The 15,496-nt window shown below is 72.9% G+C and carries 14 protein-coding genes; 7 read left to right on the forward strand and 7 right to left on the reverse strand.

Going from position 1 to position 15,496, the window contains the following annotated elements:
• Positions 1 to 6: 6 nt before the first annotated feature.
• Positions 7 to 600 carry a TetR/AcrR family transcriptional regulator gene (locus ACH4E8_RS26100; RefSeq protein WP_398452322.1) on the reverse strand — a complete coding sequence of 198 codons (594 nt, stop codon included), beginning with the start codon at positions 598 to 600 and terminating at the stop codon, positions 7 to 9.
• A gap of 186 nt (positions 601 to 786) precedes the next feature.
• Positions 787 to 1,563 carry an SDR family oxidoreductase gene (locus tag ACH4E8_RS26105; RefSeq protein WP_398452325.1) on the reverse strand — a complete coding sequence of 259 codons (777 nt, stop codon included), beginning with the start codon at positions 1,561 to 1,563 and terminating at the stop codon, positions 787 to 789.
• 241 nt (positions 1,564 to 1,804) lie between these two features.
• Here ACH4E8_RS26105 and ACH4E8_RS26110 point away from each other — a divergent pair, with 241 nt between their 5' ends.
• The 4 genes from ACH4E8_RS26110 (at position 1,805) to ACH4E8_RS26125 (ending at position 7,022) form a co-directional block, all read left to right on the forward strand.
• Entirely contained in the window at positions 1,805 to 3,091 is a 1,287-nt protein-coding gene (locus tag ACH4E8_RS26110) for an exo-beta-N-acetylmuramidase NamZ domain-containing protein (protein WP_398452327.1), read from the forward strand.
• Positions 3,092 to 3,179: 88 nt separating this feature from the next.
• Positions 3,180 to 4,562: an erythromycin esterase family protein gene (locus ACH4E8_RS26115; RefSeq protein ID WP_398452330.1), complete on the forward strand. Its 1,383-nt coding sequence runs from the start codon at positions 3,180 to 3,182 to the stop codon at positions 4,560 to 4,562.
• An 87-nt stretch (positions 4,563 to 4,649) separates the two neighbouring features.
• Complete coding sequence (locus ACH4E8_RS26120; protein WP_398452563.1) at positions 4,650 to 5,990, forward strand: serine-threonine protein kinase; 1,341 nt, start codon at positions 4,650 to 4,652, stop codon at positions 5,988 to 5,990.
• 411 nt (positions 5,991 to 6,401) lie between these two features.
• Positions 6,402 to 7,022, forward strand: a complete 621-nt coding sequence (locus ACH4E8_RS26125; protein ID WP_398452565.1) for a hypothetical protein — start codon at positions 6,402 to 6,404, stop codon at positions 7,020 to 7,022.
• 293 nt (positions 7,023 to 7,315) lie between these two features.
• On the opposite strand, the gene soxR is transcribed toward ACH4E8_RS26125, so the two are convergent.
• On the reverse strand, positions 7,316 to 7,909 hold the full coding sequence (soxR, locus tag ACH4E8_RS26130) for a redox-sensitive transcriptional activator SoxR (RefSeq protein ID WP_398452333.1): 594 nt from the start codon (positions 7,907 to 7,909) through the stop codon (positions 7,316 to 7,318).
• An 87-nt stretch (positions 7,910 to 7,996) separates the two neighbouring features.
• Here soxR and ACH4E8_RS26135 point away from each other — a divergent pair, with 87 nt between their 5' ends.
• On the forward strand, positions 7,997 to 8,458 hold the full coding sequence (locus ACH4E8_RS26135) for a MaoC family dehydratase (protein ID WP_398452335.1): 462 nt from the start codon (positions 7,997 to 7,999) through the stop codon (positions 8,456 to 8,458).
• A 28-nt stretch (positions 8,459 to 8,486) separates the two neighbouring features.
• On the opposite strand, the gene ACH4E8_RS26140 is transcribed toward ACH4E8_RS26135, so the two are convergent.
• The gene (locus tag ACH4E8_RS26140) at positions 8,487 to 9,122 is read right to left on the reverse strand and encodes a TetR/AcrR family transcriptional regulator (protein WP_398452338.1); all 636 of its coding nucleotides are present in this window, start codon (positions 9,120 to 9,122) and stop codon (positions 8,487 to 8,489) included.
• Positions 9,123 to 9,232: 110 nt separating this feature from the next.
• Complete coding sequence (locus ACH4E8_RS26145) at positions 9,233 to 10,384, reverse strand: acyl-CoA dehydrogenase family protein (protein ID WP_398452341.1); 1,152 nt, start codon at positions 10,382 to 10,384, stop codon at positions 9,233 to 9,235.
• A 58-nt stretch (positions 10,385 to 10,442) separates the two neighbouring features.
• Here ACH4E8_RS26145 and ACH4E8_RS26150 point away from each other — a divergent pair, with 58 nt between their 5' ends.
• Both ACH4E8_RS26150 and ACH4E8_RS26155 read left to right on the forward strand, forming a co-directional pair.
• Positions 10,443 to 11,087 (forward strand): TetR/AcrR family transcriptional regulator, encoded by a 645-nt coding sequence (locus ACH4E8_RS26150; RefSeq protein WP_398452344.1) that lies wholly within the window; start codon positions 10,443 to 10,445, stop codon positions 11,085 to 11,087.
• Entirely contained in the window at positions 11,084 to 12,361 is a 1,278-nt protein-coding gene (locus ACH4E8_RS26155) for a HEAT repeat domain-containing protein (RefSeq protein WP_398452347.1), read from the forward strand. Before ACH4E8_RS26150 ends, ACH4E8_RS26155 begins: the two co-directional genes overlap by 4 nt.
• 228 nt (positions 12,362 to 12,589) lie before the next feature.
• On the opposite strand, the gene ACH4E8_RS26160 is transcribed toward ACH4E8_RS26155, so the two are convergent.
• Together ACH4E8_RS26160 and ACH4E8_RS26165 are read right to left on the reverse strand one after the other, a co-directional pair.
• A complete protein-coding gene (locus ACH4E8_RS26160) occupies positions 12,590 to 13,900 on the reverse strand; it encodes an MFS transporter (RefSeq protein WP_398452349.1) in 1,311 nt (436 codons plus the stop codon).
• Positions 13,901 to 13,949: 49 nt separating this feature from the next.
• Complete coding sequence (locus tag ACH4E8_RS26165) at positions 13,950 to 15,431, reverse strand: CitMHS family transporter (RefSeq protein WP_398452352.1); 1,482 nt, start codon at positions 15,429 to 15,431, stop codon at positions 13,950 to 13,952.
• Between the last annotated feature and the right edge of the window lie 65 nt (positions 15,432 to 15,496).

Consider the following 15,496-nt stretch of genomic DNA (forward strand, 5'->3'; position numbering starts at 1 on the left):
CCGGAGTCAGGGGCGGAGCGCGCGCATCAGCAGGTCCGCCAGGTGGTCCGCGACCTGCTGTTTCGTCAGGGGACCCGCGGGGCGGTACCAGGTCGACAGGTGGTGCACGGACCCGAAGTGGTAGTCCACCACCAGGTCGGCGGGGGTCGCGGTGGCGAAGACCCCGCTGCGCTGGCCCTCCTCCACCAGCGCCCGGAAGCGCTCGTGGTAGCGCCGGCGCTCGGCGCGCACCTGCTGGTGCTTCTCGGGCGAGAGGTGGTGCATGGAGCGGAAGAAGATGTGCGCGTCGGCGAGGTTGTCGATGGTGGTGACGACGACGTCCGCGGCGGCGGCCCGCAGCCGCGCCTCCACCGGCTCGTCGGCGTCCGCGAAGGCGTCCAGGCGCCCCTGCTGGAGGCGGAGCATCCGCCCGTAGACCTCCTGGAGCAGGTCCTCCTTGGAGCCGAAGTAGTGGTACAGGGCGCCCTTGGTGACGCCCGCCGCCTCCACGATCTCCTGCACGGAGGTGCGGTCGTACCCCTGCTCGGCGAAGAGCCGGGTGGCGGCGGCCAGCAGCTTCTGCGGGACGGGGGTCTCCTCCCCGTCCGTCGTCCTGCCCATCGGGCCACCAACCTCTCCCTCTGCACCTGCCGGTGCCCGACCTGCCGACGCCGCGCGGCCCGTGGACGTCGGACGTCCCCGGCGCCTGCGGGACGATCTTCCCATTGTCCGTCGGGAGTCACGGCCGCCGGTGCGCGGTCGGAGCGGGCGATCACGCAGGGCCGGCGGTCACACGGGGGCGGGCGGTCACACGGCGCCGGTCGTCCGCTTCTCCCAGGCCCGCTGGATCTTGTTCATGCCGTCGAGCCAGGCTTCCGGATCCGTCGCCCGGTCCCGGTAGTACTCCGCGACCTCCGGGTGCGGCAGGATCAGGAAGCGGTCGGCCGCGATGCCGTCCATCAGGGCGTCCGCGACCGCCTCCGGTTCGATGGCGTACGGCGCGAGGATCATCTCGCCCAACTCCCCGGCGGCCGTCAGCATGTCCGTCCGCACCCCGCGCGGGCAGATGGCGTGCACCTTGAGGCCCCGGTGGCGGTAGGTGAGGGAAAGCCATTCGGCGAAGGAGTACGCGGCGTGCTTGGAGACCGTGTAGGGGGCCGCGCCGATCGTGGCGAGGAGTCCGGCCGCGGAGACCGTGGAGACGAAACGGCCGCCGCCGCGCTCCAGCCAGTCGGGCAGCAGGGCGCGCACGGCCCGTACGTGCGCCATCAGGTTGACGTCCCAACTCGCGGACCAGGCGTCCTCGTCCTCGGCGAAGGGGTCGTCGAGGAGGGCCACTCCGGCGTTCGCGCAGTAGACGTCGACGGTGCCGCCCAGCGCGTCGCGCGCGTCCGCGGCGATCGTAGAGGCGTCGCCGGGCAGGGCGATCGCGTCCAGTTCGGCGGCGACGGCCCGCGCCCTGTCGGCGTCGAGGTCGTTGACGGCCAGCCGGGCGCCCTCGGCCGCGAACCGACGGGCGAGCGCGGCGCCGATGCCGCCGCCCGCGCCCGTGACCACCACGGCCGCACCGCTCAACTGGCCCATGGGAACCGCCCTTCTCCGAGCCGGGTGGCGTTCGGCGGCGGCGGAACTGACGTCCGCTCACCGAGCGGGGACATGCTAAGCAGTCGGTATCCGGCGGGGAAGGGGGTCGTCGGCCGCATCGCGTCGAGCTTCTTCGCCCCGTCCCTCGGCCGTTCCCTATGCCGGGCGGGCCACCGGCGCTAGCGTGCGTGACCTTGGCGAAGAACGCGCACCGGAGCGCGCGCCGGACCGAAGGAGTCGCATGGGACCGTCGCAGTTGTCGAGGAGGAACCTGCTGGCCGCGGGCGGCGCGGCGGGCGCGCTCGTCGCCGCCGGGCCGGCCGCGCACGCGGACGGGAGCGAGGACGGCGGCGGACGGGACGGGCGGGGCGGGCGCCGGCTGCGCACCGGCTTCGACCGGCTCGCGGCGGGCGGTTACGCGCACCTGGCCGGCCAGCGCGTCGGCGTGGTCACCAACCCGACCGGGGTCACCTCCGCCGTACGGCACGTCGTGGACGTGATGCACGGCGACGACCGGGTGGACCTCACCGCGGTCTTCGGGCCCGAGCACGGCTTCCGCGGCACCGCGCAGGCCGGCGGCTCGGAGGGGCGCTACGACGATCCGGCGACGGGTCTGCCCGTCTACGACACGTACCAGAAGTCCGGCCGGCCGCTGGCCGACGTGTTCACCGCGTCCGGCGTGGACACGGTCGTCTTCGACATCCAGGACGCGGGCGCGCGCTTCTACACGTACATCTGGACCCTCTTCGACTGCATGGAGTCCGCGGCGCTCGCGCGGAAACGGTTCGTCGTACTGGACCGGCCGAACCCGATCACGGGTCGGGCGGCGCTGGGGCCCGTGCTGGACCCGCGGTTCGCCTCCTTCGTGGGCCGCCGCCCCATCTCCCAAGTGCACGGGATGACGGTCGCGGAGCTGGCACTCCTGTTCAACGGCGAGTTCCTGGCCGACCGCCCGGTGGAGTTGGAGGTCGTGCGGATGTCGGGCTGGCGGCGCTCCGACTTCTTCGACGCCAGCGGTCTGCCGTGGGTGCCGCCGAGCCCGAACATGCCGACGCCCGAGACGGCGCTGGTGTACGCGGGCACCTGCCTCTTCGAGGGGACGCAGGCGTCGGAGGGGCGGGGCACCACCCGGCCCTTCGAACTGCTGGGCGCACCGGGCGTGGACTGGCGCTGGGCCGAGGCGGCGAACGGGCTCGGGCTGCCCGGAGTGCGGTTCCGGGAGGCGCACTTCGCCCCGACGTTCAGCAAGCACCAGGGCAAGACGGTCGGCGGGGTGCAGGTGCACATCCACGACCGGGCGTCCTTCGATCCGGTGCGCACCGGCATCGGGCTGCTGGTGACGGCCCGCCGCGCCTGGCGCGAGTTCGCCTGGCTCGCCACCAACCCGACGTGGATCGACAAGCTCACGGGCTCGACGACGGTGCGCACGATGGTGGACGCGGGGGCGGCGACGGACGAGATCGTGGGGGCGTGGCAGACGGAGCTGGCCGCGTTCCGGGCGGTGCGCAAGAGGTACTTGAGGTACTGACCCGACCGCGACCCGGGGGTTTGCTCCACCTCCGGTCGGGGGGTCAGCCGTCTGGTGCGGGCCACGGCCGGACGCGGATCCTTGGATCATGGACGAGACACGAGGTACCGGACCGCTCTCCCGCCCGCGCCCGGGGCCGCACCTGCCGCGGCGGGGGTTCGCCGCGCTCGCGCTCGGGGCCGTTTTGGCGACCGCGGCGACGGGGAACGCGTCGGCCGCGGCCCCCTCCCCCGCGCAGCACGGGCCGCCCGATCGCACCGTGGCCGCGCTGCGGCAGGCGTCGCACCCGCTGAGCGATCTGCGGCCGCTGGCCGGGATGGTCGGCTCGGCCCGGATCGTCGGCGTGGGCGAGGCGACCCACAGCTCCGGCGAGTTCTTCCGCACGAAGCACCGCGTCTTCCGCCACCTGGTGGAGGAGCGGGGCTTTCGGGCCTTCTCCCTGGAGGCGAACTGGAGCGCGGGCCTGCGGCTCAACGACTTCGTGCTGCACGGCCGGGGCGACCTACGGCGCATCATGCAGGAGGAGTTCCAGAACTCGTACCGGTCGTGGCACACCCGGGAGTACGAGGACCTGCTGCGCTGGATGCGGCAGTACAACGTCCGCCATCCGAAGGACCCCGTGCACTTCACCGGCAACGACATCGGCTACGCGGGCCCCGAGCTCTTCGACCGGGTGACCGGATACGCCGCCGAGCACCATCCCGCGCTGCTACCGCGCCTGCGGGGGCTGTACGCGGCCTCGCGGCCGACTGGCTCGGTCGACGCGACCATGACGGCGTACCTGGCCAGGCCGTTGGCCGAAAGGCGGGCCATGTCCGCCGACGTCCACGAGGCGCTGGCGCTGCTGGAGCGGGCGCGGCCCGGGCGCGGGGCCGATGCCGCGGAGCGCGCCTGGACGCTTCAGCACGCCCGGGTGATCGCGCAGGTCGGCGCCTTGTACACGCATGACTTCAACACCCCGGAGGGCATCCGGCAGTCGATGCTCCACCGGGACCGGATCATGGCCGAGAACACCGTGTGGTGGCATCGACAGACGGGCCAGAAAGTGGTGCTTTCGGCGCACAACGCGCACGTGGGGTACGCGTCGCCACAGCCCGATCAGTACCCGAAGATGCAGGGGGCGTTCATCCGGGACGCGATCGGGCGCGGCTATGTGAGCGTGGGGTTCACCTTCGGCCGGGGCTCGTTCAACGCGTCCGACCTGACCGATCCGGCGGAGCCGATACGCGAGTTCACCGTGGGCCCGGCCGGCCCCGGCAGCAACGAGGAGGTCCTGGAGCGGGTGGCCCGGCGGGACTACTACCTCGATCTCCGTACGGCGCCCGCCGCGGCCCGCGCGTGGGCCGATCACGCCCGTCCCACCCGTAGCATCGGCACCGCCTGGCCCGTCCCGGCGGACTCGACGCGGCTGCTCGGGACGTACGACGTACTGGCCCACCTCCCCCGCATCACGGCGGCCGACTTGATCTGATCGATCACGTCCGAGGTATGGCCGGCCTCCTCCTTGCGCAGGATCCTGCTATCGGATTCCGGCTGGGGAGGGGCGCTCGTGGCGGGGATGGACGTGGGGCCTTATCAGGACATCGGCTTCGACCAGGACGGTGACGTCGATCCGGAGCAACGCAACCGGCTGTTGGGGGTGGAGGCGACGGACGTGGTGCTGTTCGCGCATGGCTGGAACACCTCCCCCGCGGTCGCCGAGCGGCTGTACGCGACCTTCTTCGCGTACTTCCCCGGGCTCGTCGGCACGGGGGTGCGGCTCGGGTACGCGGGGGTGGTCTGGCCGTCGATGAAGTTCGGCGACGAGCCGCTGCCCGAACCGCCGGGCGCGGCCGTCCGGGCGGTGCCGGCCGCCGGTCTGGTCCCCGCCGACCGGCACGCGCTGGGCGTGCTCTTCCCCGGGCACACGGGCACCGTCGCCCGGCTCGGCGCGCTGCTCGACGAGCGGCCGGCGTCGGCGTCCGCGGTGGCCGAGTTCGGGCGGCTGGCCCGACGGCTCGCGGAGCCGCCGGCCGGCGGGCTGGAGACGTCGTGCTTCACGGACGACCTGCCGGGTGACGAACAGGGCCCGCCCGCGGTGCTGTTCGAGGACCCGCTCGCCTTCTCGCGACGGCTCGCGCACGCGCTGGCGAAGGTCGACGACGGCGCGCGGCCCGGGCCCGTCCCGGCCTTCGGCTTCGACCCGCCCGACGGGTGGGACGGCCTGTGGCGGGGTGCGAAGGAGTTGCTGCGCCAGACGACGTACTACGCGTTGAAGCGCCGGGCGGGCGCGGTCGGGGAGTTGGGGCTCGGGCCGCTGCTCGCTCAACTCGCCCGCTCGCGCCCGGCGCTGCGGGTCCATCTGGTGGGCCACGGCCAAGGCGCGCGGCTGGTCGCCTTCGCGCTGCGCGGGCTGCCCGACGGGGTGCGCACGGTGAAGTCGGTGACGTTGTTCCAGGGCGCCTTCTCGCACTACGCGTTCGCCCACAGCCTGCCGCACGCGGCCGGCCGCTCGGGCGCCCTGCGCTCGATGGAGCAGCGGGTCGACGGGCCGGTGGTGGCCTGCCACTCCCACCACGACACTGCACTCGGCACCTTCTATCCGATCGTTTCCGGGCTGGCCCGCGACGACCGCACCGCGGGCCTCGACACGGCGCCCGGTGCCGCCGCCCCGCCGCCCTTCCCGGACCCGGGCCCGCGGTGGTGGGCCGTCGGGCACGACGGCTTCCGGGCGGCGCCGCACGCGACGCGGATCGCGCTGGCCGACGCGCTGGCCCGGGGGCTGCCGCGGGCGGGCTGCGTCAGCGTGGACGCCTCTTCGGTGGTCCGCCGCGGCGGCCCGCCGTCCGGTGCCCACAACGACGTGTGCCATCCGGAGTTGGCGCAGGTCGTCGTGGCGGCGGGCCGCCTCGGGGAGTGATCCGTCGGGCCGTGACGACAGCGGCGGGTCCGTCAGCCGACCCCTTGCGCTGGGCGCCGGCCGCCCGTCAGGCGTCCAACTGCTGAATGACAGTGCCCAGTTGCGCGACGGCAATCGGTCGGGGAGCGCAGCACCGGCAGCACCTGTTCGCCCGGGCGCCGCGGTGGCGATTCCGTCAAAGACGTGGAGATGGACGGGAAGCCCGTTCAGAGCCGGCCGCTCGGGGCAGACGCGAGGCATGAGGAGAGCGAAGGGACCCAAGAGATCGAGGAGACGACCGGGCATCGACCGGGCGCGGCCTGCCGTGGATGTTTTGCTGATGGACTCCATCGAATATCCGATGGAGCCGGATCGGGCACTCGTACGTCCATTCCTCGACGCCGAAGTACAGCGACGGAGGTGGCAGTGACGATGGCCGGTTTCCGCAGTCTCGCGAGACAGGTGCGTGACCCGCGGTGTGACCTGGCGCTACGGCGCTACTCACTGCGCAAGTGCCTGGAGCGGTTCGCCCCGTACGGGCACCGGGCGACCTGGGACCACCTGTGCGCCAGGCACGGCATCGAGCCCGAGGACCGGGCCCCCGATCCGGCGCGGCTGGTGGCCGCGCTCGACGAGTTGGAGCGGGCCCGCACGATCTGGCTCGGTTACGAAGAGGGCTTCGCCGACCGTCGCAAGCGCGAGAAGCACGACGGGCTGCGCCGTCCGTCGTCCGCCGACGAATGGCACCGGCACGCCTGGGGCGGCAACGGCGTGGCCCGCTGCGACAGCCCCCGCGAGCACCCCTCGGCGCCCCTGGACGAAGTGTTGCGGCGGCTGGTGACCGCCCTTGAGGACGGGCCCGGCGCGGTCTGCCCGGTCTGCGGGGCGGCGGACATAGTGTGGCGGCACGACCTGGAGCAGGAGCCGTGGACCGGGCCGGTGTGCAACGGCTGCGGCATCGTGGTGCCCCTGCCGGTGCTCGACGCCCAGACGGTCGCGGCGGCCAAGGCGGCCAAGGCGGCAAAGAGCAGGGAACTCGCCTCCGTGGCCTGAGCGGACCCGCGAGCCCGAGCGAACCCGTCAGCCTGAGCCGACCCGTCAAGCCGAGCGACCCCGTGGGCGCGGGCGCGCCCGAAGGCGCCCCGTAGCAGAAGAAAATACGGTGGCCCCACTGGTTTGCCACCGGGAGAGTTGGGCACGCGCAGGGGCCGCCGAGGCAGCCGAACGCGCGGTGGCGGGCCCGCCTCAACGGGGGTGCGGGCCCGTCACCAGAGGTGACCGGCACCACAGGCGCGACGTGCGCAACAGGGGTGACGAGCAAGGGCGTCGTCGACCGCCCCGACGCCTCAGCGGCAGGGGTCCGTACCGTCGTCCGGACCGCAGTCCGCGGCGCCACCCGCGCCAGCGCTGCCCGCATCGCCGTCGGGCGCACCCCCGTCGTCCGCCCGCCGGGCAGCCTCGTGGCTCTCGCTCGCCTCGCCCCACAGGGGCCCCGGCATCAGACGCGAACCGGGGCGCTGGCGACCGAAGGCGTCCTCGGGGTTGGACAGCGCGCAGGTCTCCAGCGAGAGGCAGCCGCAGCCGATGCACTCGGTCAGGGTGTCCCTGAGCCGACCGAGTTGCTTGATGCGCTCGTCCAGCTCCCGACGCCAGACGCGGGACAGCCGCGCCCAGTCCTCCCGGTCCGGCGTCCGCTCCTCGGGCAGTTCCGCAAGGGCGTCCCTGATGGTGGCGAGCGGGATCCCGACGCGCTGCGCCGCGCGCACGAAGGCCACTCGCCGCAGCGTGTCACGGGTGTAGCGGCGCTGGTTGCCGCTGGTCCTACGGCTGCGGATCAGCCCCTTGGCCTCGTAGAAGTGCAGGGCGGAGACGGCCGCGCCGCTGCGGAGCGAGAGCTGGCCGACGGTGAGTTCATTGCGAGTGTCGCGCGTCTGGGGCATCCATCGAACCCTACTGGGTGGTCCGTTGACAGCGGAGCACCCTCTTGACCATGCTGAGCAAACGCTTAGAAGGTAGGGAGCAGGGACATGGCCGAGCCGAGGATCTTCACGTCCGCCGACGAACTGCGCGCCGCGGTCGGCGAGGAACTGGGGCACAGCGGGTGGCTGGAGGTCGACCAGCAGCGGATCGACCTCTTCGCGGAGGCGACCGGTGACCACCAGTGGATCCACGTGGACCCCGAGCGCGCGAAGGACGGCCCCTTCGGGTCGACCATCGCCCACGGGTACCTCACGCTGTCGCTGCTGCCCGTGTTCGTTCCGCAGGTGCTGCGGGTCGAGGGGATGAAGATGGGCCTGAACTACGGCACCAACAAGGTCCGCTTCCCCGCGCCCGTGCCGGTGGGCTCCCGGCTGCGCGCGTCGGTGGCGCTCACCGAGGTGTCGGAGGCGGGCGGCGGCGTGCAGGTGACGGCGCGGGTGACCGTGGAGCGGGAGGGCGGCACCAAGCCGGTGTGCGTGGCGGAGTCCGTCTCCCGCTACTTCTTCTGACCGCGCCCGGCCCCCGACCGCCGGGGGCTCATCGCCCGGCGGAGACCATCCGCAGCACGAGGTCGGCGTACAGGTCGCCGACCTCCTCGGGCGTACGGGTCCCCCGCACGTTGAACCAGCGCGCCACGTCGATGCAGAGCGAGAGGACGGCGAGCGTGGTGCCGGGCACGTCCGGCACGTCGAACTCGCCGCTCGCCACGCCCGCGCGCAGGATCTCCCGCACCACGGCGTCGCTCCGCCGCCGCAGGGCCACGATCTCGGTGCGGTGCTCGGGGGCGAGCGCGTCGAGTTCGTACTGCACCACCCGGGCGGTGTCGTGGCGCCCGGCGTGCCAGCGCACGAAGGAACTGACGGCCGCGGCCAACTGCTCCGACGGGGTGCCGCCACCCTCGGCCGCCGTCGACAGCACCGCCAGCGCCCGGGTGTGCCCGATGCGGCTGATGCGGTGCAGCAGCTCTTCCTTGGTCTTGTAGTGGATGTAGAGCGCGGCCGGGCTCATGCCCGCACGGCTGGCGATGTCGCGGGTGGTCGTGGCGTGGTAGCCGCGCTCGGCGAAGGCGGCGACGGCGGCGACGAGCAGCTTCCTCGCCGCATCGGGCTCGACCTCGCCCCACGGCACGTCCTCGCCCTCGCCCTCGCGGGTCGGGTGCTCCGCCGCTGCCATCGGCTCTCCTTAGGGCTCGTCGAAGGGGGATCACCATACCCTGACGATGAGCAAGCGCTTAGGGCCCGTACGCCATCGGTGGGCCCGTCGGGGCGCCCGCGCGCCCCGGTTCAGAACGCGGAGACCCCCGTCAGATCGCGACCGATGATCAGCTTCTGGATCTGACTGGTGCCCTCGTAGAGCGTCATCACCCGGGCGTCCCGGACCAGCTTCCCGACCGGGTACTCGTCGATGTAGCCATAGCCACCGTAGACCTGGAGCGCGTTGTTGGCCGCCCGGACGGCCGCCTCGGAGGCGTACAGCTTCGCCTGGGACGCGGCGGTGGCGAACTCCTGGCCGCGGTCGACGAGGTCGGCCACCCGCCAGGTCAGCAGCCGGGCCGCCGCGACGTCCACGGAGATGTCGCTGATCAGCTCCTGGACGAGTTGGTGGGCGGCGATGGGCCGGCCGAACTGTTCGCGCTCGCGCGCGTAGCCGACGGCCGCGTCCAGGGCCGCCTGGGCGATGCCGACGCAGCCGGCGGCGACCGACATCCGCCCCTTGGCGAGCGCCGACATGGCGACGGAGAAGCCCTTGCCCTCGGGCCCGAGCATCGCCGCGGCGGGCACCCGTACGTCGTCGAAGACCAGCTCGGCGGTGGCCTGGCCGCGCAGCCCCAGCTTCCCGTGCACCGGGCGGCGGTCGAGCCCGGGGGCGTCCGTGGGCACCAGGAAGGCGGACAGGCCGCGGTGCCCCGGGGTGTCGTTGGTGCGGGCGAAGACCAGGGCGAGGTCGGCCCAGGTGCCGTTGGTGATGAACATCTTGGTGCCGGTGATCCGGAAGTCCCCGCCGTCCGGCACGGCGCGGGTGGTCAGGCTCCCGGCGTCGGAGCCGGTGCCCGGCTCGGTGAGCGCGAAGCAGCCGAGGGCCTCGCCGGAAGCGAGCCGGGGCAGCCACGCCCGCTTCTGCGCCTCGTCGCCCCAGACCGCGAGGGTCTTGGCGACCAGCCCGAGGGAGACGGAGACGATGCCGCGCACGGCCGAGTCCCCGCGCCCGAGCTCCTCGGTGACCAGGCAGTACGCGAGGTGGTCCCCGCCCGATCCGCCGTACTCCTCGGGGACGGTCAGCCCCAGGAAGCCCAACTGCCCGAGCCGGCGCACGATGTCGCGGTCCACGCTCTCGGCGCGGTCCCAGGCGGCAGCGTGCGGGGTGACCTCCCGGCGCACGAAGTCCTCGGCGAGCCGTCGGACGGCCGACTGCTCCTCGCTCAGCTCCAGATCCACGGGCTCCCCTTTTAATTAGCACTGCTAGTTTTTGGCGGGCAGCCCTACTATGTGGCCCATGGCCCGCCCCCGCAAGCCCCTGCTCAGCCGTGACCGGATCGTCGCCGCGGCGAGCGCGCTGGTGGACGCGGAGGGCCTCGACGCGGTCTCCACCCGCCGGCTCGCCGCCGAGTTGGGCGTGAGCGGGCCCTCCCTCTACAACCACTTCCGGACCAAGGACGACATCCTGGAGGCGGTGGCGGACGCGGTGAGCACCCAGGTCGACCTGTCGATGTTCGACCCCGCCGACGAACGCGACTGGCCGACCGCGCTGCACGACTGGGCGGTGTCGTACCGGGCTGCGCTGAAGGCCCACCCCAACATCGTCCCGGTCTTCGCCCGCGGTCCCGGCCGCCGCCCGGCGGGGCTGCGCATCGCCGACGCCGTCTTCGGTGCGATGGTCCGCGCCGGCTGGCCGCCCGCCCAGGCCACCCACATCGGCGCCCTGATGCGCTACTTCATCACCGGCTCGGCGCTCGCCTCCTTCGCCGGGGGCTTCGTCGACGACGAGTCGGCGTACGACCCCGCCGACTATCCGCACCTGGGCCGGGCGCACCTGCTGGCGGAGCATCGACAGCAGGTCGACGAGGGCGCGTTCGACACCGGTCTGGGGGCGATCATCGACGGGCTGGCCAGCCGGTACGCGGCCACCGTGCGGACGTGAACGAGGCACCGGGGCGCACCGCGCAGAGCGCCGCCGCGCTGGTGGCCGCCGTGGCCCGCGGCGACGACGACACCGTGCGCGCCCTGCTGGCGGACGGCGCCGACCCCGACGCGCGGGACGGCGGCGGGCGCCCGGTGCTGCACCTGGCAATCGACCGCTTCGCGGAGGCGGCCGCCGAGGCCCTCGTGGACCACGGCGCCGACCTCCACCTGCCGGGCGCGGACGGCCGCAACGCCCTGCTGCGCACCGTCGACTCGGGCTCGCCCGACCTGCTCCTCGCCGTGGTCAGACGGGATCCGCAGCGGCTCTCGGAAGCGGACCGGGCCGCATTGCTCGCCTCGGCCCGGCACTGGCACGAGGTCGGCGTCGAGACCGAACTGCGCCGCCGCACCGGCGCGGCCGGCCCCGTCGAGCGCCACCGCGCGCAGGACCGGTGGACCGACTGCGACGAGGTGTCCCTCGGCGGCCTGACCGTACGGGACGGGCACACGGCGCTCCTCACCGAGTTGGAGACCGAGTTCGACGTCCCGGCGCCCTTCGAAGAACTGCTGCGGCGCGCCCTGGACTGCGCGGACACCTCCCATGCGACCTGGAGCGCCGCCGCGTCCGTCATCGCCGACACCCGGGACGACGCCGGCTGGGACGCGGCTGCCGCCCTGCGCGACCACCCCGACCCCTTGGTGCGGCACTTCGGCGTGGACGTGCTGCGCATGACGTACGCCACGGGGTGGGACTTCCTCTGGGCGAAGGGCCCCAACCCGTGGGCGCGGCGCTTCCTGGACGTCCTGCTGTCCTGGTCCGACGACGAGGACGACCCGGAGGTCCTGGCGCTGGTCCTCTACTCGCTCGCCGAGGACGGGGACCCGCGCGTGGTCGCCGCCCTGCTGCCGCACCTCGACCACCCCGACGGCAGGGTGCGCGCCGAAGTCGCCCGGGGGCTGCTCCGTTACGACAGCCCCACCGAGCACCTCGACGTGGTCCTGTCGCTGACCCGGGACTCCGATCCGCTGGTCCGGCAGCACGCGTGCTACGAGGTCGCGGCGGCGGCGCGCACCGACCGGCGCGAGGACGTGGTGGCGGCGCTGGCCGAGCGCCTGGAGGACGAGCATCCGACGGTGCTGCTGGCCGTCGCCCGCTCGCTGGCGATCTGTCGCGACGCGCGGTGCCTGCTCGCCCGCGACAGACTGCCGAAGGAGTACCGGACCCGTCGTTACGACGACTTCCTGGACCCCGTGTGGCACTACGAGACCGTTTTGCACGGCCCGCGCGCATGAAGGGCACATGAAGGGCACATGAAAGGCGTATGGAGGGCGCATGACGGGGCCGACGATCCGGCGACGGGCACCGTGAATTCACCCGGTTCGATAACGAGGGTGAATCGGTCGACCGTGGTGCGCCCATCGAGTCCGGAGCACTTGGTGACGTGGTCGAGCGAGGTGCCGCGATTCGTGAAACCACCGTGATGTGAGGGAGCGCGACTGGGGCGCCGGAAAGCCGGCCCGCTATTCCCTTTCGGGGATTGCGTCCGACCGATGCTCGTCGCGCTTGTTCCCCGCGCCGGCCGAGTCGCGCGGACGGTGGTGGGAAACTCGCTGAATTCCGTTCCCCTGCGCGGGATTCGGCTTGCGACCGCTGAGCCCCGCCGCCCCCAGCAACAGCACTCCGAGCATCAGGAAGGGCGCCGCCGGTCCGGTGGCCCCGGCCAGGAGCCCGGCGGCGGCGGGGGCCGCGACCTGGCCGAGCCGATTGCCCGTCAGCCGCAGGGCGAGGGCGGTGGAGCGCGCCTGCGGGGGCGCGGCCTGCACGACGGTCGTCATCGACAGCGGCTGTCCGGCCCCCAGGCAGAACCCGAGCGCGGTCAGCAGCAGCGCCAACGTCCACAGCGGCATCGGGAGGGCGACGGCGCTACAGAGCAGGGCCCCCAGCAGACAGGTGCCGGCGAGCAGGACCGTACGGCCCAGCAGCCGTATCAGCGGGGCCATCACCAGCCGGCAGGCGATGGTGGCGGCGGCGCGCAGGCTCAGCAGCACCCCGACGACGAAGGGGGCGATGCCGCGCTCCTCGCCGATCACGGGCAGGTAGGCGGTGAGCACGTCGACCGCGGAGAGCACGGCGAGGCTGATGAAGATGCCGGCGGGCACGCCCCGGGTGCGCAGGATGTGACGCACGGGCACGGCGGCCGGCTTCTCGGCCCCTTCGGCGCTGGTCCGGCCGCGCCGAAGGCCGCGGCCGTTGCCGTTCCCCCGGGCCGTACGGGCTTCGACGCGCCACATCGAGGTGAGGGCGACCGCCGAGACGCCCGCGGCGATGACGAGGGCGAGGGCGCTGGTGCGGCCCATGGCCCCGTCCTGTCCGGAGACGGTGAGTCCGGCGGCCAGCGGGCCGACGAGTTGGCCGAGCGAGACGCCGACGGTGAGGTGGCCGAAGTCCCGGTCCTGTTCCTCCGGCCGGGAGCGGCGGGCCACGATGGACTGGGCGCCGATGACGAACGCCAGGTGGCCCAGGCCCATCACCCCGCTCCAGGCCGCCATCGTGGTCAGGCTGTCCGCCGAGCCGCTGAGCGCGCAGCCCGCCGCGATCAGGGCGACTCCGAGGTAGAGCAGGGGGGTGCACCGGCCGTGGTCGGTGCGGCGGCCCAGCGGGACCGCGGCGAACAGCGGGAGCAGTGCGTAGGCGCCGGCGATCACGCCGATGGCGCGTTCGTCGGCGCCGAGTGCGAGGGCCCGGTAGGAGACGGCCGGCCGCGCCATCGACACCGCCGCCTGCGTGAAGCCGAAGGCGATGACGAGACGCAGCAGCCATCTGCGGTCCATGGGACTCCTCGACGCTCGTGGCCGGCCGCGTGGACGGCCGGCCGGCCGGTCAGATGATGCCGAAGAGGACTCCGGCCACCAGCACGACGAGCGAGGTGAGCGCGGCCCACTTCACGGTGAAGCGGGTGTGGTCGCCGAACTCGACCTTCGCCATGCCGACGAGGACGTACACGGCGGGCACCAGCGGACTGGACATGTGCAGGGCCTGGCCCACCAGGGAGGCCCGGGCGATCTCCAGCGGGGACACGCCGTGGGCGGCACCGGCTTCGGCGAGGACGGGCAGGACGCCGAAGTAGAAGCCGTCGTTCGACATGAAGTATGTCAGCGGCAGGCTGAGCAGCCCCGTGACGATGGCCATGTGCGGGCCCATGCCCTCGGGGATGGCGCCGACGAGCCAGTCCGCCATGTGCTTGACCATGCCGGTGCCGGTGAGCACTCCGGTGAAGACGGCGGCTGCGAAGACCATGCCGGAGACGTTGAGGACGTTCTCCGCGTGGGCGCCGATGCGGGCCTTCTGGTCGGCCATGTTGGGGTAGTTGACCGTCAGGGCGAGGGCCGCGCCGAGCAGGAAGAGCACCGGGATCGGCAGCAGCTCCATGATCATCGCGGTGAGCAGGGCGATGGTGAGGCCGGCGTTGAACCAGTACAGCTTGGGGCGCAGGGTCTCGCGGTTCGGGTCGAGCCCCTGGAAGCCGTCGAGGTCGTCGTCACCCTCCGCGGCGTCCTTGGCATCCTTGGCGTCCTTCGCGTCGCCCTTGGCGTCGCCGACGGCGTCCTTGACGGGCTCGTCGGCGGAACCGCCCGCGGAGCCGGTGGCCTTGTCCTTGTTCCTGCCGGCGCCCTTGCCGGCGCCCTTCGCGCCGGACTTCACCAGCACGGTCTCGCTCTGCGGGGTGAGGACCTCGTCCAGGGAGAGGTAACCGAGGCGCTTGCGCTCCCGCAGGCCCAGGAAGTACGCGAGGATGAAGACGAAGAGCAGTCCGACCAGCAGCGCCGGGATCATCGGCACGAAGATGTCGGCCGCGTCGAGCTTCAGCGCGGTCGCCGCGCGGGCGGTGGGGCCGCCCCAGGGCAGGGTGTTCATCACGCCGTTCGCGGTGGCCGCGATGCCGGTCATCACGACCAGGCTCATCTTCAGCCGCTTGTACAGCGGGTACATCGCCGAGACGGTGATCATGAAGGTGGTGGAGCCGTCGCCGTCCAGGGAGACGATCGCGGCCAGCAGCGCGGTGCCGACGACGACCCGCATCGGGTCCGCCTTGCAGAACCGCAGGATGCCTCGGACGATCGGGTCGAAGAGACCCACGTCGATCATCACGCCGAAGTAGACGATCGCGAACATCAGCATCGCCGCCGTGGGGGCGAGATTGCCGACGCCTTCGATGACGTAGTCCCCCAGCTTCGCGCCCTGCCCGACGAAGACGCAGAAGAGTGCGGGGATGAGAACCAGCGCCGCGATGGGCGACATCTTCTTCGTCATGATCAGGACCAGGAAGGTCGCGATCATCGCGAAGCCGAGGATTGTCAGCATGGGGGCTACCTAACGTTCATCCTTGAACTCCCACCGGAGCGGCGGTCCGGATGACGTTAGGTCGC

Source organism: Streptomyces sp. NPDC017979 (genome assembly GCF_044328175.1).
Taxonomy (GTDB): Bacteria; Actinomycetota; Actinomycetes; order Streptomycetales; family Streptomycetaceae; genus Streptomyces.